The organism is Pedobacter sp. BMA, assembly GCF_001027745.1.
In the GTDB taxonomy this organism is placed as follows: Bacteria; Bacteroidota; Bacteroidia; order Sphingobacteriales; family Sphingobacteriaceae; genus Pedobacter.
In genome coordinates this window covers 527,919-548,938 of sequence record NZ_LECU01000001.1, presented here as the reverse complement: position 1 = coordinate 548,938, position 21,020 = coordinate 527,919, and the positions used below count along the sequence as shown (strand labels likewise).

Genomic DNA, 21,020 nt, shown 5'->3' with positions numbered 1-21,020 from the left:
AATTGACATATAGATGAAGCGAACAGTCTTTTTATTGTTTTTTTTCTCCATCATTTCGGCTAGTGCTATGGCGCAGCGGGAACCTTTAAAGATTGGAGTAAAGGCGGGGGTAACGTTTCCCAATATACATACTTCTAACGATGCGATCGCTTACGATGGTGGCGGCATTAAAGAAAGTGATATCAATACTTCTTTTTATTTTGGAGCAACAGTGAATTTACCTGTAGGTAAAAACCTATCGGTGCAACCAGGATTTTCTGTTTCGGGAAAAGGTACAAAGGTTTCTTATTACAGTTATCTGCCAAACTCACCCTCATCAGCTATAATCAATCTGACTTATCTTGAACTCCCTGCGAATCTTGTTCTTGTTTTTCCATTTAAAGCGGGCAGTTTTTTTGTGGGTTTGGGGCCTTACGTTGCCTATGCACTTTCTGGCACGGCAAAATACACTTTCAGTAATACGAATATTGCTACGCAAACTAAGCAAGCTATTGAATTTGGTTCAACCAAAAACTTCAAGCGGTTTGACCTGGGCGGAAATGCACTTGCCGGGTATACATTTGGCAACGGCATAAACATTCACTCCGGTATCAGTGCAAGTGCATTTAAAATATCCAATTCCAGTGATACTTATCTTGACGCTCGGAATCTTGTTTTCTCAGCTGGTTTGGGTTACGCATTATGATTGTCTGGAATTAATTAGGGATTGCATTATTTCATAATTGAATTATTATTTAGTTAACTTCGACGTTTCAATAGCCCATGTACGCAGTTTTTAAACGCGAATTCTTTAGTTTTTTAAGTTCAATGGTTGCTTATATCACCATTGGCATTTTTCTTCTGGTTTCCGGATTATTGCTTTGGGTTTTTCCCGATACATCCATTCTGGATTATGGTTATGCTGAACTGAGTGGTTTTTTTAGTCTGGTTCCTTATTTATTTATGTTTTTAATTCCGGCGATTACCATGCGCTCATTTGCTGAGGAAAAACGGGAAGGAACCTTTGAGCTTTTAATTACCCGGCCAGTTACAGTATGGCAAATCGTTTTTGCAAAATATTTCGCGAGCCTGGTATTAGTTTTATTTGCACTGATACCCACACTGGTGTATTACTATTCAATTTCGAAACTTGGTTTTCCGGAGGGTAATATTGATTCGGGGGCGGTTATTGGCTCTTACATTGGTTTATTTCTACTGGGCGCTTCTTTCACTGCTATCGGGATATTTGCTTCCTCAATCACCAAAAATCAGGTTATTGCTTTTGTAATTTGCGCAGGGTTATGTGCTTTTGCATTTTTGGGATTCGATTATTCCAGTCAAATCACGGGCTTTCAATCGATAGAATCATTGATTGTCAATCTGGGTATCAACCAGCACTATACAGCGATTAGCAGAGGCGTGCTAGACACCAGAGATTTAATGTATTTCATTACTTTTTCATTTCTGTTTCTGTTGTTAACCAGCTTAATTATCGGAGGTAAGAAATGATGGCGACTAGAAATAAATGGGTAGGTTTTTTTATTTTGTTGGCTGGAATTTTCGTTCTGAATATTATAAGCCAGTATTTTTTTTATCGTTTTGATTTTACGGCAGATAAGCGTTTTTCATTAAGTGATAAAACCAAAAATATTCTTGAGGACAATCAGCAAGCAGTTGTGGTTACCGTATATCTGGATGGAGAACTTCCGCCTGCTTTTAAGCGTCTGCGAGTAGCAGTTAACGATATTTTATCTGATTATAGCGCTTATTCGAAAACTGATTTTAAGATTGTTTTTGTTGATCCGCTTGCGGGATTGAATCAGACAGAACAGGATACAGTTATCAATAACCTTTACGAGCGCGGGATTGAAGCTACCAATTTAAGTGTTAAAACGGCCTCGGGCTTAACACAAAAGCTTGTATTTCCAATGGCTATGGTAGAAGGTAACGGGAACGAATTTCCAATAAAACTTTTTCAGAATCTGGATACCAGAGGCAGTTATGAGGATAATATCAACCGGGCCATTGAAAACCTGGAATATGTTTTTACCTCAGGTTTAAAAAAAGTATTATCGGGTAAGAGTCCGCGTGTTGGATTTTCGGAGTCGAACGGCGAGTTAAGCGATTTACAACTGGCTGATGCCATTCATACGCTATCGGCCAGCTATGAGGTTGGCAGGGTAGACCTGAGCACTATCGACCAGGCCGGTTTGGATAAGCTGAGCATGCTTGTTATTTCGAAGCCGAAAAAGGCGTTTACAGAGACAGAGAAGTATAAGATCAACTATTTTGTGATGAATGGTGGAAGTGTACTTTGGAGCATAGATCAGGTCACCGCTGAGCTTGACAGTTTGAGGAGAAGCGGCGGCCAACTGGCAACAAATAAGAACTTAAACCTGGATGACATGCTGTTTATGTATGGAGCGAGGGTTAATTATAACGTCATTGCGGATCCGGCTAATGCCGCTGAGATTCCGATATCGACAGGGGTTGTAGGCGGGCAGAATCAAATGCAGCTGGTTCCATGGATATATTATCCCATACTACTGGCAGATACTGTGCACAGTGTAGTGAAAAAACTGGATGGGATTAAGTCGGAATTTCCCAGCACTGTAGATACTATTGGAGTGACAGGCGTATCCAAGTCATATATCTTGACAACTTCGTCGTTCAATAAGGTATTTAGTACCCCAAAATTGTTTAGCTTGCAAATGGTTGGCGATCAACTGGATCCCCGAAATTTTCAAGGTGCTCCACAAAATGCAGCTATATTGCTTGAGGGGAGTTTTCCTTCGGTGTTTGCAGGCAGGCCGCTACCCGCTGGCATTGCTAAGCCCTATACTCTTGCCGGAAGGAGTAAGCCAGCAAAAATGATTGTTATTGGCGATGGAGACGTGTTTAAAAATCAGGTTTCGGAAAAGGATGGTGCGCCATTTCCACTTGGCTTTGACCGGTATACTCAACGTACATTCGGAAATAAAGCGCTTTTGTTAAATATTGTTGATTATTTCACGGATGAGGGTAATTTAATAGATTTAAGAAACAAGGAGGTTAAGATCAGGTTATTGGATAAGGCAAAAATACAGCTCGAAAAAACCAAATGGCAGATCGTAAATATAGCAGTTCCACTGTTATTGTTAATATTGTTCGCGATTTTTCAACATTATTATCGTAAATACAAGTACGCTAAATAATTTTTATATTTTTGAAGAAGACTAAAAGATATCATGAGATTTATTGTATCCACATCAACTTTATTAAAACATTTACAAACTGTAAATGGTGCCTCGAGCAGCAGTACGGTTTTGCCTATACTGGAAAATTTTCTTTTCGAAATTAAAGACGGAAACTTAACGATCTCTGCTACTGATTTGCAAACGAGTATGACCACTGCTTTGCCTGTAGAATCGAAAGAGGAGGGTAAAGTAGCAGTTCCATCTAAAATTTTATTAGATACGCTTAAAACCCTTCCAGATCAACCGATTGCTTTTAATATTGATGATACAACATTTGCGATTGAGATCAGTGCCGGTGATGGAAAATACAAATTAAGTGGTGAAAATGGTGATGATTTTCCAAAGATTCCGGTTGTAGAGAATGCTTCATCTGTTAATTTGCCGGCATCAGTTTTAACAGAGGCTATTACTAAAACCATATTTGCAGTTAGTAATGATGAACTGCGTCCGGCCATGACTGGTGTATTTTGCCAGTTATCTCCACAGCACATTACTTTTGTAGCTACAGATGCACATAAATTAGTGCGCTACCGCCGTATGGATAGCAAGGCAGACAAAGCAGCTTCATTTATTTTACCTAAAAAAGCATTGACGCTTTTAAAAGGTGCGCTTCCATCTACAGATATCAATGTATCAGTAGATTATAACGCAACAAGTGCTTTTTTTAAGTTTGAAAATATTAATCTGGTGTGTCGTTTAATAGACGAGCGCTATCCTGATTATGAGGCAGTAATCCCTCAAAACAATCCAAACAAACTGATCATTGACAGGAGTCTGTTTTTAAACACACTTCGTCGGGTTGTGATTTTTGCTAACAAAACTACACACCAGGTAAGATTAAAGATCAGCGGCAGTGAGTTAAATATCTCCTCTGAGGATTTAGATTTTGCTAATGAGGCACATGAACGTTTAAGCTGTCAATATGATGGTGAAGATCTTGAAATTGGCTTTAACGCACGTTTCATTATCGAAATGCTAAATAATTTAAGTGGTGACGAAGTTACATTGGAGCTTTCAACACCAAACAGAGCAGGACTTTTAATTCCTCAAACAAATGATGAAAATGAGGATGTGTTGATGTTGGTGATGCCCGTTATGTTAAATAACAGCTATTAACCAACTGATATTTTAGTTTTAACATAAAATGGCTTGGTTTTTGACCAGGCTATTTTTGTTTATAACCAAATCAGCTCGTATGAAAATCTTTACTAATCTCTCACTCTTTTTAATCGTTTTGTTAACAGCCGCATTAACCTCCTGCAAAAAACATGATCCTGATGTTGTGGTAAGAGGAGAGGCTAAACTGAAAGTTGTAAATGCGGTATCGACTGAAACCAATCAGGATGTTTATGTTGATGATGCCAAGCTGACCACCACAGCACTTGCTTTTGGGGAAATGAGTTCTTATGTTAAAATTGTTTCGGGCATGAGAAACATCTCCTTCACCAATTCTCCCAGCGGGCCAACTACAGCATCGATGAACTTTACCCCATCGATTACTTATACTACGTTTTTAACCAGCGACCGGGCAGGAAACCGGGAGATTGTAAGCTATGAGGATAATTTAAGTAATACGGAAACCGGAAAAGCAAAGGTGAAACTGATTAGTTTAACGCCATCTTTTATTACGGGGATCAATGTGAGTGTACAGGCGGGAACACAGTTTGTGAATGCATTAGCCTATAAAGAATCTTCTAACTATTTTTCTATTGACGCGGATATTAATCTTCGTTACACAGTTGTGGGTTCTGGAAATGTCAAAACGATAGATAATTCGAATTTTATCGCGGGCAAGATTTACACCATTTGGTTTAGTGGCACAACAGCTGCTAATTTAGAAGCCCACGTGATCGCCGATAATTAATTTCAGAGATTGGTATGCTTTCTGCTATCTTTACGTTTTAATTGTTTAGTTACATATATGAATAATCCGCGGTTTCTCTTCTCAAAAATTTTTCTGTTGTTTTTTGTGATTTTGCTGGCCAGTTCCTGTATTAAAAACGAAGGTAACTTAACCGGAGATGCAAAAGTGAGGATTTTCAACACTGTAATTTCTGATACGACCAAGAACTTTTATTTCAATAACAGGTTATTTAATGACTTAACGAGCGTTAGTGCACTCGCTACTGCTACAAATTCATCTTATTTTGTTGTTGATGCTGATAAGGAGTATATCATCGATGCGAGGAACAGTATTACTGCAAGATCAAGTGATACTTCCATTACAACCAAGTTTGGCTTGGGTTTAAACTATTCCATTTACTATACTAAGGTCGACGCATCTTCCGGCAGAAAAGCCAAGATGATTGTTTATCAGGATACCGTTAGGCCTAATGCAACAATGGCTAAAGTGATGTTTATTAATATGGGGTATACATTGGGTTCTGCAGTACAAATTACGAACAGAGCGAAAACGTTTACCAGTGCGCTTACATTAGGAAAAAAATCTCAGTATTACGAGTTTACGAATATTAAAAATAATCAGGCAACTATGTTATTTAATTTGGCAGACTCGACAGGTGTGGTTGACTCGATTAGTTTTTCGGGTTTGGCTTTGGGCAAAGTGTACACCGTTATTCTGGAAGGTGCTGCAAATGGAAAGTTGAAAGAGCGCCTGGTTTCGAACAATTAATTGTTTGAAAGATTACAAATAAAATCATTTGATATCCCTACTTTTGCCTAAAATCATATAACTTGGAATTACTACATCAACTTTGGGATTTTATTGCCCATATAGACGTTCATTTAGCAGAGATTATTCGCGATTACCAAACCTGGACGTACCTTATCTTGTTCCTGATTATTTTCGCTGAAACAGGTTTTGTGGTTACACCTTTTTTGCCTGGTGATTCTTTGCTTTTTGCTGCAGGTGCGCTTATTGCGGGTGGAAACACCGGATTGAACATCTGGTTAATGCTGGTTATCTTAGTTATTGCTGCCATTACAGGGAATACCTTGAACTATAAACTCGGAACCGTACTAGGCTCAGGGGTTTTCAAGGAGAATAACAAAATACTAAAGCTCAAGTACTACCATCAGTCTCATGAGTTTTTTGAAAAGCATGGTGGAAAGGCAATCATGTTGAGCAGGTTCTTACCAATTTTCAGAACCATAGCTCCGTTTGTTGCGGGGATTGCGAAGATGCCTTTCAGTCGTTTTACCTACTATAATATTATTGGCGGTTTAGCCTGGATTTTTGCCTTGTTGGTAGGTGGTTATTTACTGGGACAAATTCCTATTATTAAGAACAATTTTGAGATTGTTATTTTAACAATTGCTGTCGTTACTTTTGTTCCAGCGATATGGGCGGCAATAAAAAGCCGTATGGAGCCAAAGAAAATCGAAAAAATTATTGAGGGCGAAGAGCCTAAGTAGAAAAATATAGAGGCGGGATTATTCCCGCTTTTTTTTGTAGCTATATTTCCCGGCCAATTGGTTTTCCATCCTGGTATTTCTTTTCAGCGTTTAATTCTGACTTTTTCTCTTCCGGATCCGGTTCGGTTTTGATAAGGTTTCTCAGTTCAGGTTGTCCGGCATCTACCCATGCCGAATACCAATATGATCCGATTTCCAGGATTGCTGACCGCATTTGTTTTTCAACCATCTTGTCCATCATTTCGTGGTATTTTTTTGAATAGGCAAATGAATATTGTTTCAGAACTGTATTGTTTCTTTCATTGAAACTGTATTTCTGATCTGACGGAAATGAAGCTGAGAGCTGTGCCTCGAAAGCCAATACTGTATCTACTAAGCTGTGTGTGTGCTTTATTATTTTCCATGCCTCCTTCAATGGGTTTTCAATGTAAAGAGCTCTACCTACGAGGAAGCTATAATTCGTGGAAAATAATTCGGGTAAACGGCTTTCCCAAAAGGCATGGATTCCGACCTGGTTGGTTAACTGGCCATTATGGTTATTAGTTGTATGAAGTGGAACATGAGCATCACCGATGTAATGCCCTAAGTCTGCAGCGTGTTTTAGAATTTTAATTGAATCCCTTGTTTTAAAGGCAGCGACCAAATTATAATAAGTTCTCTGAATTTGCCAGGGCAGCGTTCCATTCTTTTGCAGGTGTGCTTCCCCATATTTTGTTTTGGCATCATTCAATTTCGCAGGAATGCTATCTATCTCTTTTTCGTAATTCTCAACGTCGAGATAATGCCTTGGTGCTTCGAGGCTATCGATATATCTACGTTTATCAGGGTCTACAGCATGTTGAGTAATGTATTTGATATTTCTTTTAAAGAACCCAACCATTTCAGCAGGTAGCGTGAAAACCGCGAGGTTATTGATCCTTTGGTGCGCAAAGAATCCCCAGGACGTACAAAGAAGCAGAGGGATGATTAACGCGGATAGAATCGTTAATCTTTTCATACCTAAATATAATCATGTATTTTAATTTTTCAACATTCTGAATGAAAACCAACCTAATAGTGCAATAATTATGGCCATTACTATCCATAGCCAAGCTTTGTTTTCAAATAATGGTTTAGTTGTGTTTACGGAATATGCCGGATTTTTCTCTTCATCTCCAATTATTGCGGAAGTTAAATCTGGCGGGATTTTGCTTTGAAATTTTTCTATTTCATAGCTCGGCGGGGTGCTTTTCTCATTTCCATAATATAGTGAATAGGATAGTGCAGGATTATCGAAGCGGGCAATAATTTCGTAAATATTACCTTTTAATTCCAAGTCACCTAAGCGCAGGGGTTGGTTGTCATTATTCTGAATGGTAATTCTTAATCCTGAAGTGATGGTGTTTAAAAAATGGTATTCCGGTTTTTCAAATGAGCTGAAGGTTCCCTGGTAGAGTTCTGCATAATTATAGCGAATACCGTTATCGGTTTTGAAACTATCTGTTACACATTCGATTTTCAGGGGTCGGTAGAAATCGAAACTATTCATTGCTTTCAATTTTAAAAATGAAACCGGCACTGTGTTTTCCAGGGGAATATCAATAATTGTTACCTTTTGAACCGCATCATTCTGTATGTTAAATTTTTTATACTTTACCTCCTGAGAAGTTCCTTTGATGGTATCGCTTTTAGAAATTTTAGCCGATAACAGTTCAGGCTGAACCTGACTTTTCAGGGCAATTCTATAATACTGATATTTCGAGTCTGCAAAGTCCAGTTTAGTGAAATGATAATCGGTGCTGCTATTTTTGATTGACAGGATGCGGTAGTTATTCAGTATAGTAAACCATTCCTTATTATCATTACTTCCTTCGAGTTTTACATGCCAGTCGAAATTCTGATCCTTGAAGTTTAAGGTAATCTGATTAATGGTGTTGGCTTGTGGCGAATGGAAAGTATAGAAGTAGCCCTCCGTATTAGTGCTCTGATTGATTTGTTTGAACGGAACATCCTGGCTGCTGATCAGGTCATCCTTTTGTTTCAAAAGGTATGGTACTTCCAATGTGTCTTTACCATTTATGCCGAAGATTCGTAAATCATCAAAGCCTAAACCGACATTTTTATACAATCTTTCCGGCAGTTTTAACTTATGCCAGTTTGCATTAACGCCAGTTATATTTCGCCTGAATTTAAATTTATTTGTTTGTGCTTTCGTAATGGTGAAGAGCAGCATCAATAACAAAAAAGAATTAATCTTCAATTTTAGCATCATCAATAATTAAATGTTTGTACTTGTTATATAGAAAGGATATGATGAGCAGGAGCACACCTAATGATACGAAAACTATTGTTTTTGAAATGGTTGAGAGTGAATAAATATCGTAGAAGAATAGTTTAATCAATGTGATACCAAATAAAATCATTGCTCCGATCCGTAGATGCTTTTTGTTTTTTGCCAGGCCTATACTGATTAAGAACAATGCATAGATGCCCCAAAGAATACTCAAACCTAACTTATCACTCGCCTCCGAATGTGATAGCTCCAGGATATTGATCAGCTCGCTACTCACTACCCACAAAATCGATATATACAGCAGATAATCGAACATAGTTTTAAAGTTACGTTTCAATATCCCTGAGCGCTGGAGCTGATGGCATTGAAAGATCAGTAAAGCAAAAAAAGCTATCGACACATATCTGATTACAATATTGAAGGTGGTTATGGTGAAATAAGTCGTGTCTGGAAAAAGATAATGGTCCCTAAGTTCGCTCAGGGTATACAGGGCATGCGTTAGAAATATTACCACAACCACTAAATTGATGATCAGATTTGCAATAGCAAGCTCATTATTTTTCAGTTTTTTAAGGTTGAGAAAGGTCAGTGCTGATGCAAAAAATAAGGTGTAGATATAAATCCAGGCAGTTTCGAGTGTTTCGTAATTATAGTTGAATTCATAGGTCTGGTTATCAGTTTTGGCCTGTGGATGAAGACTGATTCTGGTCGTTTGGGTAAGGTTGTTGAAGTATTTCGAAATCTCCAATCTAAAGGTTACGTACGTTGCTATGATCAAAATACAAGGGATGGCATAAGTCAAAACCTGTCTTATCCATGGCCATTCAGGCTGCGTTTCTGTTTTTGCGCTGCTTACGCGAAGCATCCAGGAAAAACAACTTATAAAAATGCAGCCGGTTAAAAAACCAACATTTATTATTGGTGTTATGGAAAAATCATTGCCGTAGTAAAAATCATAAAAGGTAGTCCAATCTTGCAGGAGGCTAAAAAATGCCAAAAATATTAGTGGAAAGGACAACTTTTCATATATAGCAATATCCTTTACCCGAGCTAGATAAAATAAAACTGCGGCCTCTACTGCCCAGAAGATTGTTACCCAGCCACCATTAAGTTGCACAGGTACAGCAACAGTAATAAAGGTAATTACCATTGCTAAGATCAGGTAGAAAAGGTTTTTATCTGCGAGTTGTTTTTTGTAGACGATTAAACCTACTAAAAAGTGAATTACTGCATTAGCCAGTGTAAAGAGACCAAGGAATTCTACGCTATTTTTATTTTGCGCGAGTATAAAATAACCTATTCCATAAAATATAAACGAGTTTAGGAGTAACATTACGACATCGCTAAATTCAAACCTTTCCTGTTTGGTGATTTTGTATGCCAGGTTTGTAATGTAAAATGTGATGAAGAATATAGCAGAGAATAGTAATGACAGCGTAAAGAAGTCAGTATTAGAGCTGAGGTTTAGCCTCCAGGCTAAGAAAATGATCCACGTTAATCCAAAGGAGGCATAAAATAGCGGTTTCCAGTATTTTTTAAAGCTCAGAATTAAAATGCCTATGTTGATAATGGCCATATATGTAAACAAGACGCCCACTTTACCGGATCCATCGCTGAGTAAAAACGGGACTGCATAAGCGCCAACAAGACCAATATGCGCGATGACCTGTTTGTTGTATTTTATTGCGGCCACTACCGTGAACGAGGTGAATATGACCATTAATATAAACGCCAAAGCTTGCGGAATGAGGGAATAAAAATCATAGGCAGCATAGGTAATAAAGTACATGATGGCAATGGCACCGCTCACAAGTACCGCTGAAAAGTTTTCGTAACGGTTTTTTAGTTTAATTGCAAATGTCATCAAAGCGGCTCCTACTGCATATCCTAAAATAATACGCGTGAGCGGGCTTATCATATCATGATCGATGGCATATTTTGCGCCGATAGCAACGCCTAAAATTAAGATAAGGATACCGATTTTACTGATCAGATTTTCACCAATGAATTTTTCGAAATCGGATTTAACCATATTCTCACGCTTAAAACGATCTGAAAAATTACTTAGCGGTTGGTTTACAGGTGGTTTAAACTTTTCAGGAATAGGTTGTGAAGGTATCGTGTTATTATGAACAAGTGGCGGCTGTGTTTTTATTGGTGGGGGCACAGCTAAAGGATTTGTTTGTGGTTTTGGCGATAACCCGGCAGTTCCAGTGGACTGCATGGCTCTTACTTGTTGTTTTAAAGCTTCTATTTCCTCTTCAAAGCTTTGTTGCCGGAGTAACAAATTTTCGAGCTTAACTAAAAGCAGGTTTAACTGGTCCGAATTATTCATTCTATATTTAGGTTGATGTGCGTAATTTACGTTAATAAATATAGGAATGAATTTTTAAGATTTATCAATATTCAATTTTGTATTTTTACTAATAAATAAAGGTATATGGATTTATCGTGCCCGGTATCTGCCGAAAGAGTAAATGAAAATGTTGTACGATTGATTGCATTCATGGTAGCCCTGATTGCAATCGGATGTATTGTGTGGTCTGACTACTGGCCTGTTCTGTTTCTGATTTTTGATTTCGGTGTGAGGGCTTTTAGTGTAGGAAAGTATAGTTTATTGAAATTTATTGCTGCTAAAACCGCAAGGTTCCTGAACTTAACGCCTAAGATGACTGATCTGGCTCCAAAAAAGTTTGCAGCAACCATGGGCTTTGTTTTTTGCCTTATGATTACCGCAACATTTATTTTCGACTTTCCAGTTGCTGCACTTATTCTTACATCGGTAATGACTTTTTTTGCCTTACTTGAGAGTTTATTTGCAGTTTGTGTGGGATGTCACATTTACACTTTGACTCAGCTGTTCAAGAAAACTAAAAGCTATTGATTTGCTGGTTGGGAGAGCGTGAGTGCTCTGTTTCTGATCATCTGTTTAACCCAAAGCTGCCCTTACTTTTGGCGCTATCTGTGTGCCAAAGATTTCAATTGATTTCATCATCGCTGAATGTGATGGTCCTCCAACATCCATATGCGCTGAAAAACGAGTTAGCCCGAAAGTTTGCTCCATCGCCAGAATTTTATCTACCGATTCATTGACATCACCAATAATAAGCGCGCCATTGCTGCTTCTTCCTGCTTCAAATTGATTGCGTTGAAAGGGAGCCCAGCCACGTGTTTTTCCGATTCTATTCATTTGAGCTGAATACAGCGGGAAATAATAGTCGGAAATTTCCTGACTGTTTTCTCCAAATAGGGAGTGCATATGTACGCCGACTTCGAACTTATTCATGTCGTGGCCATAAGCCTGATATACTTTTTTATAGTAATCGAAAAGTGGCTTGAATTGTACCGGTTGTCCACCGATGATGGCAAACATTACGGGCAAGCCCAATCTTCCTGCTCTTTCTACAGATTCAGGCGTACCACCAACGGCCACCCAGATTTTTAAATGATCATTAACCGCGCGGGGCAGGACTTCCTGGTTAGCTAATTCGGGGCGGAACTTACCTTTCCAGGTAATTTTGGGTTCTTTATTGATTTTTAACAGGAGTTCTAATTTTTCTTCATAGAGTTCATCATAATCCTGAAGGTTATAGCCGAATAACGGGAAGGACTCAATGAAACTTCCGCGGCCAGCCATCAATTCAGCTCTGCCGTTAGAGATCAAATCTACTGTTGCAAAATTCTGGTACAGCTTAACCGGATCGGAAGAGCTTAACACAGACACAGCGCTACCTAATTTGATATTTTTCGTAACTGTTGCTGCAGCTGCCAGGATGATTTCGGGACTTGATACTGCATAATCAGGACGATGGTGTTCACCTATTCCATAGAAATCTAATCCTACTTCATCCATCAGTTTAATTTCCTCAATAATTTCCTGAAGTCTTTGCTGTGCGGGTTGAATTTCCCCATTTGCATTGATTTGCAAATCGCCAAACATGCCGATACCTAATTCCATTGTGCTAAAATTTATTTAACAAAAGTAATTGATTTAAGATTTGCGACATTTGATGTATGGTAAGAAAAGGATTTATGGAGGTTTAATCCTACTACTCTATTTTTTTACCTTTCATGGCCGTAGAGATGGCTGCATCCATTACACGTTCTGCGAAAGGGCGTGTGAATTCATTTAATTCATCGGCTTTTTTAAGGATAGTATCTTTTTCCTGCGAGGCTAATGCGGTTTTTAGTGCTTCGATGTGAACTTTTGTTTCAGCGATCTCTTCGGTTATTAAATATTCCTGGTGTTTTTCGATGAAACGTTCAGCTGTATATAGCAGTTGCTCTCCTTCACTACGGGCTTCAATGAGCATACGTTGTTCTACATCGCTCTTAGCGTGGGTAATACTGTCTATAAGCATTTTTTCCACTGTATCATCATTCAAACCATAACTTGGCTTCACTTCAATTTCCTGCTTCACTCCGGAACGTAATTCAATTGCCTGAACAGTTAGAATTCCATCTGCATTAAGCAAAAAGTTGATGTCTACTTTCGGCAAACCTGCAGGCATTGCGGGGATTCCTTTGAGATCAAATTCAGCGAGTTTACGATTTTCTTTTACCAGATCGCGTTCCCCCTGATAAACCGAAATTTTCATGTTTACCTGTCCGTCGACAGATGTAGTATATTGGCGACCGGCTTTGGTAGGCACTTTACTGTTACGGGCGATAATCACGTCCATCAGTCCTCCCATAGTTTCAATACCCAATGAAAGGGGGGTAACATCAAGCAACAAAATATCAGAGCGGTTTCCTGCCAAAACGTCCGCCTGGATAGCGGCGCCTAATGCTACTACTTCATCAGGATTAATGTTATCTTGTGGTTTTTTACCGAAGAAATTTTCTACGGCCTGCTTTACAAATGGCGTACGTGTGGAGCCGCCAACCAAAATTACTTCATCAATAGCGGCAGCTGTTAATTCAGCATCCGTTAAAGCATTTTTACAAGCAGTAATGGTTTCTTCCACCTTTGCTGAAATTAGTTGCTCAAAGGTTTGTTTATCAAGCGTACACCAAATTTCACCAACCTTTTCGTTATATAAATTCTGGTTTGATAATGCTTTTTTCGCAGCTTCTGCCTGCAAACGCAGTGTTTGCATTAAAATATTATCTTTAGCTACTGTGCTTAGCTCAAGATTGTTTTTCTCCAGCCAATAGTTTAGTATTGCACGGTCGAAATCATCGCCTCCCAGGTAAGTGTTTCCATTGGTGGACAAGACCTCAAAAATGCCGTTTTGAATTTGAAGGATGGAGACATCGAAAGTTCCGCCGCCTAAATCGTACACAGCAATCGTTTTTTGCTCACTAGGGTCGAGACCTATCCCATAAGCCAGACTTGCAGCTGTGGGCTCATTTACGATTCGCATTACATCCAATCCTGCAAGTTTTCCAGCATCACGTGTAGCCTGGCGCTGACTATCGTTGAAGTAGGCTGGAACAGTAATAACCGCCCGGTTAACAGGTGTTTTTAATGCGTGTTCAGCTCTTGCTTTAAGTTCTTTTAATATTTCTGCCGATAATTCTATCGGGGTATAGAAACGATTCCCTGCCTGGATTTTCACCAGCGCATCGGTATCATCATCTATAACTTTATAAGAGAAAATATCCTTGTGTTCGGCCACATCTTTATAAGAACGGCCTAACAATCTTTTCACAGAAAAAATAGTATTTGCTGGATCTGTTGTTAAGAATTCCTTTGCTTCATTTCCTACAACAGCTTCGTTTTGATTATTGAAGTAAACCACTGATGGAACCAGTATTCCTTTTCCTGCATCATTTATCACCTGTGGATTTTTTTCAGGATTAATAAATGCTACGAGACTATTTGTTGTACCTAAGTCGATACCAACAATGATTTCTTCTTTCTGTAATGAACCTGTGGCCAGGTTAATCGATATTTTCGCCATGGGGCGAATTTACGTAATAGTTCACTCAAAATTGTTGGAATGTTGTAAAGTTGGCAGGTTTTGGTGACACTTAATTACTTCCGGTTTTTCTCTTCAATCCATAGCGACATGTATTTTGTGCTTTGTAGTGTATGGTGATTTAAGATTTGTCCTATGAAATTCTTCTGCCGGTGAGCGGTTAAATCCAGTTTTTCTATTTCAGCAATAAATCTATCGGCGAAAGTAGCGGCGCTATAGCGGTTGTTGATAATAGTTACACCTTTTTCCTGAGCTGACAGCCATATATTTTGATTCGAATACAACTCAACCGCCTTGTCAACAAATATTTCCAGATTATCTTCAATAAATCCACACCATTCAAAGTCGCCTTTCATGGCTTCGGCGCCGGTTGTTGTGGTTATTGATGGCGTTCCGGTGTGCATGGCATCGATAAACTTGCCCTTTACCCCTGCGCCAAACTGGATAGGGGCAATTAATATTCTGTGCCTGGCTATGGCTTTCTGGGCGTTTTTTGCGCGGCCACGAATAAAAAACTTTTCATTCTTGTTATCTAATTGCAAAGCTTTTTGAGCAGCATATGCGCCATAAATGTTCATGGCCACTCCCGGCAGCTTTTTTCTGAGCAGAGGCCACACCTTTGTTTTCAACGTTTGAACTGTATTCCAGTTTGGTTCGTGCAGAAAATTGCCAATAAAGATAAAATCGGCTCTATCATCAAATGGCACCCATTTTTGAATGGCTTCTTGTGTAATTTCTTTTTCGAGAAAGGGGAGGTAATGTAGTATAGTGGGATCGATATTAAACTTATCCTTAAGGATTTTCATTTCCTCTTCAGAGATGATCAATGATATATCGCAGCGTAGTACCGAAGCTATTTCGCGCTTTGCAACATCATTATGCAAATTCAGGGCTTCCTGCTTTTTTCTGCCGATCTGACGGGCACTGCGAAGAAAGTGCAAATCTTCTGTATCTAATATGCGCATCGCCCAGGGGCATTCTTGTTGTACTCTCCAGCCATATTGTTCTTCCACCATAAAGCGATCGAACAGCACTACATCAGGATTTAATTCTTTCAGCAAGCGGTTAAAGCTTTCATCGTTTAGTTTGATATGCTGTTCAGTTACTGTCATTCCTGTGAAATCATAACTGAATTCACCTTTAGATGCAGCGGATGCAAAAGTGACCAGATATCCTTTGCTTAAAAACAAATCGACCAATTGGATCATCCGAGTTCCTGCCGCCGACGAAGACGGCTCAGGCCATACTAATCCAATAATCAATAATTTTTTCAGATCCATATTTATGTAGCCACAAAATAAGTGCTTTTTTCTGGCTCCCGCAGATAAATGTGATTTTCGCAGATTAAAAGCTATACCATCTTAATCTCCAGGACGTATTAAATTTATGTTAAATATTCTTAATTTTGCACCTTAATTGATAATACCAGATGCTAGGATTGAAGTTGTTGACAGACCCACGTTGGGCAAATATTGCTGAATCTAATTTAGAGGAAATTTTATCTGACCATGCCTGGTGTGAGCAGAAGGCTGCTACCAATGCGATTACCTTAATAACCCAAAACTCTGAGCATCAGGATCTGGTTGATGAGCTAACGGCTATTGCAATTGAAGAAATGCAACATTTCCAGATGGTTATTGAGATTATTAAAGAACGTGGTTATACTTTGAGCCGTGAGCGTAAGGATGATTATGTTGGCCGATTGGTGAAATTTAGCAAGAAAGATGGTAGCCGTAATCAGGCATTTATCGACAGGCTGCTATTTGCCGCGATGATTGAGGCCAGAAGCTGTGAGCGTTTTCGGGTACTTTCACTAAATATTAAGGATGAGGCACTGGCAAAATTCTACCACGAACTAATGGTTTCTGAAGCGACACATTACACTACTTTCTTAAATTTTGCACGGAAGTATGCTATTGATGTTGATGTAGATAAACGGTGGAAGGAATGGCTGGAGTTTGAGGGGGAGCTTATTCAGAGCTTCGGGACGAGAGAAGCGATACATGGATAGTTGATTCGAGATTTTTGGGCTTAGTGATTTCGGATTTATGCAGGTTCCATAACCAGATTACAATATCCTGGTAACTATCCGTTCCCTTTGGCTGGTTGTTCATTTTCAAAAAGCTATCAAATGCTTTATCCATGTAGCCGAACATCTGTCCGTTGTATTTTCGCCAAAATTCTTTTTCGGTTTTAAAATCAGCTAAAATATCAGCCGAGAGTTTATCATGCAGGATTTTATAATCATCAGGAGATTTCATCCTGATTTCAAATAAGATATATCTCAACATTTCGTAATTGGCCGAATATTGGTAATTCACATCAGGACTATTGTTTGCGGTTAAATAACCTAAAAGATTGGCTTCATCCTCGTAGGCAATTCCCAACTGGTGCGAAATTTCGTGGCAGGACACATAAGGTTTTACAAAATCGGGGAGGGCCATGTTCATATTGGCCTCACCTGTTAGGGGGGCATAATAGCCTTCAATACCTGCTTTGCTGGTTAGCCAGGCACTTGAAACTGCTTTTAAACAGGGGTAAGGATATTTAAATAATGGATTTTTATGTTCCATTAAGTTGTATGCTGAGGCTGAGTTATTTTCCAGGTCTTTTACGGTATAGACCATGTTTTTATTTTGTTTGAGCTTTAACATATTTGTTTTACTCACAAAATAATCACCCAATAAAACCAATTCTTTAAGGCTGTATTTCTCATTTCCTATGCCTAGCTCCTCGCTAACGCTCGGTCGGCTGTAGTTTAACCCCCATGATAGTTTAAACAGGATGTAAAGGATTAACGAGAAATTTAAAACCTGTAGCGGAACTATAATTCTGTGTTTAATCCCTAATGTTTTACGGTTTAGGTAAAACCTGACGATTTTATACAATACATAGCCAATCAGCGCCATATAAACAATATCGCCTAATGCAAAGGGAAAAAATGCGGAAACAAAGCGAAGAGCTGAGGAAATGTAAGGGTAAATGCCTAGGCTGTAATATTTTTTGACAAGATGGGGAAAGAAGCTGAGCAGATACGTGAGAACGGCCAGCGTTATTAAAATAAATGACTTTCTTAATGATGGGCGGGTTATCATTGATTATCAAGAAATCTATCTTGCAAAAGTTAATCGCTTACCGATCTGATCGGTGGTGAACCTGCCTTTTTGATAAGCCAGGTTTCCTGATACAAAAGTGTGTGTAACGCTTGCCTGGAAGGTATCTCCGTCAAACGGACTCCATCCACATTTGTAAAAGTTATTCAGCTTTGTTACCTTCCATGAGTCATTCAAATCAACCAATACTAAATCTGCCCAGTACCCTTCACGGATAAAGCCGCGCTTTTCAATATCAAAACATATTGCCAGGTTATGTGCTGTTTTTTCGACAATTTTCTCTAGCGAGATCTTCCCTTGTAAATGCATCTCCAAAAGAGCAGGAAGTGCATGCTGAACCAAGGGGCCTCCTGAAGGTGCCTGAGCATATGGCTGATTTTTCTCTTCCAGCGTATGTGGTGCATGGTCGGTTGCTATCACATCGATATTGTTATTGAGTACACCCTGAAGAATACCATCCTGATCTGCTGCAGTTTTTACAGCTGGGTTCCATTTAATGAAATTACCCTTAGTTGCGTAATCAGCATCGTTAAACCAAAGGTGATGCACACATGCTTCCGCAGTAATCTTCTTATCCTTCAATGGGATAGTGTTATCGAACAATGAAATTTCTTTTGCTGTAGAGATATGAAGGATATGCAGGCGGGTTTGATATTGCTTTGCCAGTTCAACAGCTAAGGATGAAGATTTATAGCAAGCTTGGGCACTGCGGATAAGCGGATGCATATCAATGGTTAAGTCGTCACCGTATTTAGCTTTAAATTGCACGAGGTTATGGCGGATGGTTGCCTCATCCTCACAATGGGTAGCTACTAAAATCGGCGCTTTGCTAAAGATGTTTTCCAGTGTCTTTTCGTTATCAACCAGCATATTTCCGGTTGATGATCCCATGAATACCTTTATTCCACAAACATTTTTCGGGTCTGTTTTAAGTACCTCTTCGATATTGTCGTTGCTTGCTCCCATATAAAATGAGTAGTTAGCCAGAGAACTTTCTGCTGCAATTGCATATTTATCGGCCAATAGTTCCTGCGTTAAGGTATTGGGAATAGTATTGGGCATCTCCATGAAGGATGTTATACCTCCCGCAACAGCAGCCATGCTTTCAGTGAAAATATCTGCTTTATGGGTTAACCCTGGTTCGCGGAAATGTACCTGATCATCAATCATTCCTGGTAAAAGATATTGTCCTTCTGCATTAATTTCAGTTGCACCGTTTGCGGAGAGGTTTTGACCAATTTTCGCAATCAATCCATCTTGTACTAATACATCGGCAACAAGTTTCTGCCCTTCATTTACAATTGTGGCGGCTTTTATCAGGTAAGTATTCATAGGTTCAAAGTTAAAAATAGATTTGAGAAGTTAGATGTGAGATTTTAGAAATGTAGCAGGGTTTGGTAGTGCAAAAGGAGAGTTCAAACCCTCAACCTTAATCACTATCTTTGCAGGCTATGGCAAAATCGTTCGAGGAATTTAAGTTAAACAGGCAAATTTTAAACGCAGTTGCCGATGCAGGTTATACCATTGCGACGCCTATCCAGGAGAAGGCTATCGGTCCGGTACTATCGGGACAGGATATTTTCGGTATTGCTGAAACAGGAACTGGAAAAACTGCGGCTTTCGTATTGCCGATATTAATGCAATTGAAATATGCTCAGGGTGAAAACCCAAGGGCATTAATTTTGTCTCCTACACGTGAACTGGCCATGCAGATTGCTGAACAGGTGAAGTTATTTTCAACTTATACCGATTTGCGTTCGCTGGTGATTTTTGGCGGAATCGGACCAAAAACACAGAAAGAGCAGATTGCAAAGGGTGTTGATATTTTGATTGCTACCCCAGGCAGATTTTTGGAATTATACCTTGCCGGTGACATTAATACACAAAGTCTGAAATTTTTGGTGCTGGATGAGGCAGATAAAATGATGGACATGGGATTTATTGGTTCGATCCACCGGATACTTGAAATTGTTCCCCGTAAACGGCAGAACTTATTATTCTCGGCAACGATGAGCGACCTGGTTCAAAAGATTGCCGGGGATTTTCTAAAGAATCCAACTATAATTGAAACTTCGCAGCAGGCAACACCAGCAGCGAATGTTACGCAAACGTTGTATCATGTTCCGAATTTCAAAACCAAAATTAACCTGCTGCAGTATTTGCTTAAAGATGATGAGGCTTTTAGCCGTTTGATTATTTTTTGTAAAACAAAAACGGTTGCGGATAATATTTTCAGTTTTATTGAACGGAGGTATGGCGCGGAAAATGTTAGGGTAATACATGCGAATAAGGGGCAGAATACTCGGATCAATTCGATAAATAGTTTTAAAGAGGGTAATATCAGGGTTTTGGTAGCTACGGACGTGGCCAGCAGAGGGATTGATGTAAGCGATGTAAGCCATGTTATCAATTTTGATGTGCCAATTATTATTGAGGATTATGTTCATAGAATTGGAAGAACAGGGAGGGCTTTTGCTAAAGGCGATGCCATTACTTTTGCTACTGATGCTGAACTTTATTATATCAAAAAAATTGAAAAGTTAATCCGTCAGCAGATTCCTGTTACTGATATACCTGTAGGTGTATATATCGATGAAACGCCTTACGAAGAAAGGCAGCATATTGCACGTGAAATCGATATGCAGAAAAGGAAGGACGACCCTGATTTCAGGGGAGCTTTTCACGAAAAAAAGAATGCAAAGGTAATTGAGCAAAAAGCCAGGGATAAGGCCAAAGAAAAGGCGGGCAAGCAGATAAAATCTTTTAAAAAGGGCAAACGTTTCGATAAGAAAAAATAATGAAGTTTAGAGTAACACCTTTGAATATCGTAAGCTCCATTGCGTTTGCTTTTTTAATGGTTAGTTTATTTCAAACGCGTAGCGGAAATCAGCCCTTTGATATGAGTGGTTTTTATAAGCTTATATTGGGGTGTTTGGTTCTGGTTACTTTCATTACGGATTTGATTTTCCGTTTTACCTTAAAAAGTTTGAAAAGAATCTGGATTATTGAGTCGGTTTTCATTTTGATAACGGTAATCCTGATGGTAATATTACAAAAAGTAGCATGAGGTGAAGGGTGATTATTTACTAAAATCATCATCTTTGCAGTTGTAAAAAATTAA

The 21,020-nt window shown here is 39.0% G+C and carries 19 protein-coding genes; 11 read left to right on the top strand and 8 right to left on the bottom strand.

What is annotated here, in order from left to right:
- Window positions 1–13 precede the first annotated feature (13 nt).
- The 7 genes from AB669_RS02180 to AB669_RS02150 all read left to right on the top strand — a co-directional run bounded on the left by AB669_RS02180 (window position 14) and on the right by AB669_RS02150 (window position 6,590).
- Window positions 14–685: a porin family protein gene (locus AB669_RS02180; RefSeq protein ID WP_082120562.1), complete on the top strand. Its 672-nt coding sequence runs from the start codon at window positions 14–16 to the stop codon at window positions 683–685.
- A 77-nt stretch (window positions 686–762) separates the two neighbouring features.
- Complete coding sequence (gene gldF / locus AB669_RS02175; RefSeq protein WP_047797612.1) at window positions 763–1,488, top strand: gliding motility-associated ABC transporter permease subunit GldF; 726 nt, start codon at window positions 763–765, stop codon at window positions 1,486–1,488.
- A complete protein-coding gene (gene gldG / locus AB669_RS02170) occupies window positions 1,485–3,173 on the top strand; it encodes a gliding motility-associated ABC transporter substrate-binding protein GldG (protein ID WP_231582616.1) in 1,689 nt (562 codons plus the stop codon). Before gldF ends, gldG begins: the two co-directional genes overlap by 4 nt.
- Window positions 3,174–3,206: 33 nt before the next feature.
- The gene (gene dnaN, locus AB669_RS02165) at window positions 3,207–4,331 is read left to right on the top strand and encodes a DNA polymerase III subunit beta (protein ID WP_047797611.1); all 1,125 of its coding nucleotides are present in this window, start codon (window positions 3,207–3,209) and stop codon (window positions 4,329–4,331) included.
- 79 nt (window positions 4,332–4,410) lie between these two features.
- Complete coding sequence (locus tag AB669_RS02160; RefSeq protein WP_047797610.1) at window positions 4,411–5,079, top strand: DUF4397 domain-containing protein; 669 nt, start codon at window positions 4,411–4,413, stop codon at window positions 5,077–5,079.
- A 57-nt stretch (window positions 5,080–5,136) separates the two neighbouring features.
- Window positions 5,137–5,847 carry a hypothetical protein gene (locus tag AB669_RS02155; RefSeq protein ID WP_047797609.1) on the top strand — a complete coding sequence of 237 codons (711 nt, stop codon included), beginning with the start codon at window positions 5,137–5,139 and terminating at the stop codon, window positions 5,845–5,847.
- A 62-nt stretch (window positions 5,848–5,909) separates the two neighbouring features.
- Complete coding sequence (locus AB669_RS02150) at window positions 5,910–6,590, top strand: DedA family protein (RefSeq protein WP_047797608.1); 681 nt, start codon at window positions 5,910–5,912, stop codon at window positions 6,588–6,590.
- 40 nt (window positions 6,591–6,630) lie between these two features.
- Here the strand turns inward: AB669_RS02150 and AB669_RS02145 are convergent, their stop codons facing one another.
- From AB669_RS02145 to AB669_RS02135, 3 genes are read right to left on the bottom strand one after another with little or no spacing between them, the layout of a single operon-like run.
- The gene (locus tag AB669_RS02145) at window positions 6,631–7,587 is read right to left on the bottom strand and encodes a zinc dependent phospholipase C family protein (RefSeq protein WP_047797607.1); all 957 of its coding nucleotides are present in this window, start codon (window positions 7,585–7,587) and stop codon (window positions 6,631–6,633) included.
- 21 nt (window positions 7,588–7,608) lie between these two features.
- Window positions 7,609–8,829, bottom strand: a complete 1,221-nt coding sequence (locus tag AB669_RS02140; protein WP_197082306.1) for a hypothetical protein — start codon at window positions 8,827–8,829, stop codon at window positions 7,609–7,611.
- Window positions 8,819–11,197: a DUF2339 domain-containing protein gene (locus AB669_RS02135; protein ID WP_047797605.1), complete on the bottom strand. Its 2,379-nt coding sequence runs from the start codon at window positions 11,195–11,197 to the stop codon at window positions 8,819–8,821. The genes AB669_RS02140 and AB669_RS02135 overlap by 11 nt, the downstream gene beginning before the upstream one ends.
- Before the next feature lie 105 nt (window positions 11,198–11,302).
- On the opposite strand from AB669_RS02135, the gene AB669_RS02130 reads away from it, so the two are divergent.
- Window positions 11,303–11,746: a DUF4395 domain-containing protein gene (locus AB669_RS02130; protein WP_047797604.1), complete on the top strand. Its 444-nt coding sequence runs from the start codon at window positions 11,303–11,305 to the stop codon at window positions 11,744–11,746.
- 45 nt (window positions 11,747–11,791) lie between these two features.
- On the opposite strand, the gene AB669_RS02125 is transcribed toward AB669_RS02130, so the two are convergent.
- From AB669_RS02125 to AB669_RS02115, 3 genes are all read right to left on the bottom strand, one after another.
- Window positions 11,792–12,820 carry an LLM class flavin-dependent oxidoreductase gene (locus AB669_RS02125; RefSeq protein WP_047797603.1) on the bottom strand — a complete coding sequence of 343 codons (1,029 nt, stop codon included), beginning with the start codon at window positions 12,818–12,820 and terminating at the stop codon, window positions 11,792–11,794.
- Window positions 12,821–12,911: 91 nt separating this feature from the next.
- Window positions 12,912–14,768 (bottom strand): Fe-S protein assembly chaperone HscA, encoded by a 1,857-nt coding sequence (gene hscA / locus AB669_RS02120; protein ID WP_047797602.1) that lies wholly within the window; start codon window positions 14,766–14,768, stop codon window positions 12,912–12,914.
- Between the two features lie 74 nt (window positions 14,769–14,842).
- The gene (locus tag AB669_RS02115) at window positions 14,843–16,066 is read right to left on the bottom strand and encodes a glycosyltransferase (protein WP_047797601.1); all 1,224 of its coding nucleotides are present in this window, start codon (window positions 16,064–16,066) and stop codon (window positions 14,843–14,845) included.
- 149 nt (window positions 16,067–16,215) lie between these two features.
- On the opposite strand from AB669_RS02115, the gene AB669_RS02110 reads away from it, so the two are divergent.
- Complete coding sequence (locus AB669_RS02110) at window positions 16,216–16,797, top strand: tRNA-(ms[2]io[6]A)-hydroxylase (protein ID WP_047797600.1); 582 nt, start codon at window positions 16,216–16,218, stop codon at window positions 16,795–16,797.
- On the opposite strand, the gene AB669_RS02105 is transcribed toward AB669_RS02110, so the two are convergent.
- Together AB669_RS02105 and AB669_RS02100 are read right to left on the bottom strand one after the other, a co-directional pair.
- Entirely contained in the window at window positions 16,757–17,881 is a 1,125-nt protein-coding gene (locus tag AB669_RS02105) for a DUF3810 domain-containing protein (protein ID WP_047797599.1), read from the bottom strand. The two genes, AB669_RS02110 and AB669_RS02105, sit on opposite strands and share 41 nt — an antisense overlap.
- 15 nt (window positions 17,882–17,896) lie before the next feature.
- Entirely contained in the window at window positions 17,897–19,231 is a 1,335-nt protein-coding gene (locus AB669_RS02100; RefSeq protein ID WP_047797598.1) for a dihydroorotase, read from the bottom strand.
- A 119-nt stretch (window positions 19,232–19,350) separates the two neighbouring features.
- Here AB669_RS02100 and AB669_RS02095 point away from each other — a divergent pair, with 119 nt between their 5' ends.
- Both AB669_RS02095 and AB669_RS02090 read left to right on the top strand, forming a co-directional pair.
- On the top strand, window positions 19,351–20,697 hold the full coding sequence (locus tag AB669_RS02095) for a DEAD/DEAH box helicase (protein ID WP_047797597.1): 1,347 nt from the start codon (window positions 19,351–19,353) through the stop codon (window positions 20,695–20,697).
- Window positions 20,697–20,966: a hypothetical protein gene (locus AB669_RS02090; protein ID WP_047797596.1), complete on the top strand. Its 270-nt coding sequence runs from the start codon at window positions 20,697–20,699 to the stop codon at window positions 20,964–20,966. Before AB669_RS02095 ends, AB669_RS02090 begins: the two co-directional genes overlap by 1 nt.
- Window positions 20,967–21,020: the final 54 nt, after the last annotated feature.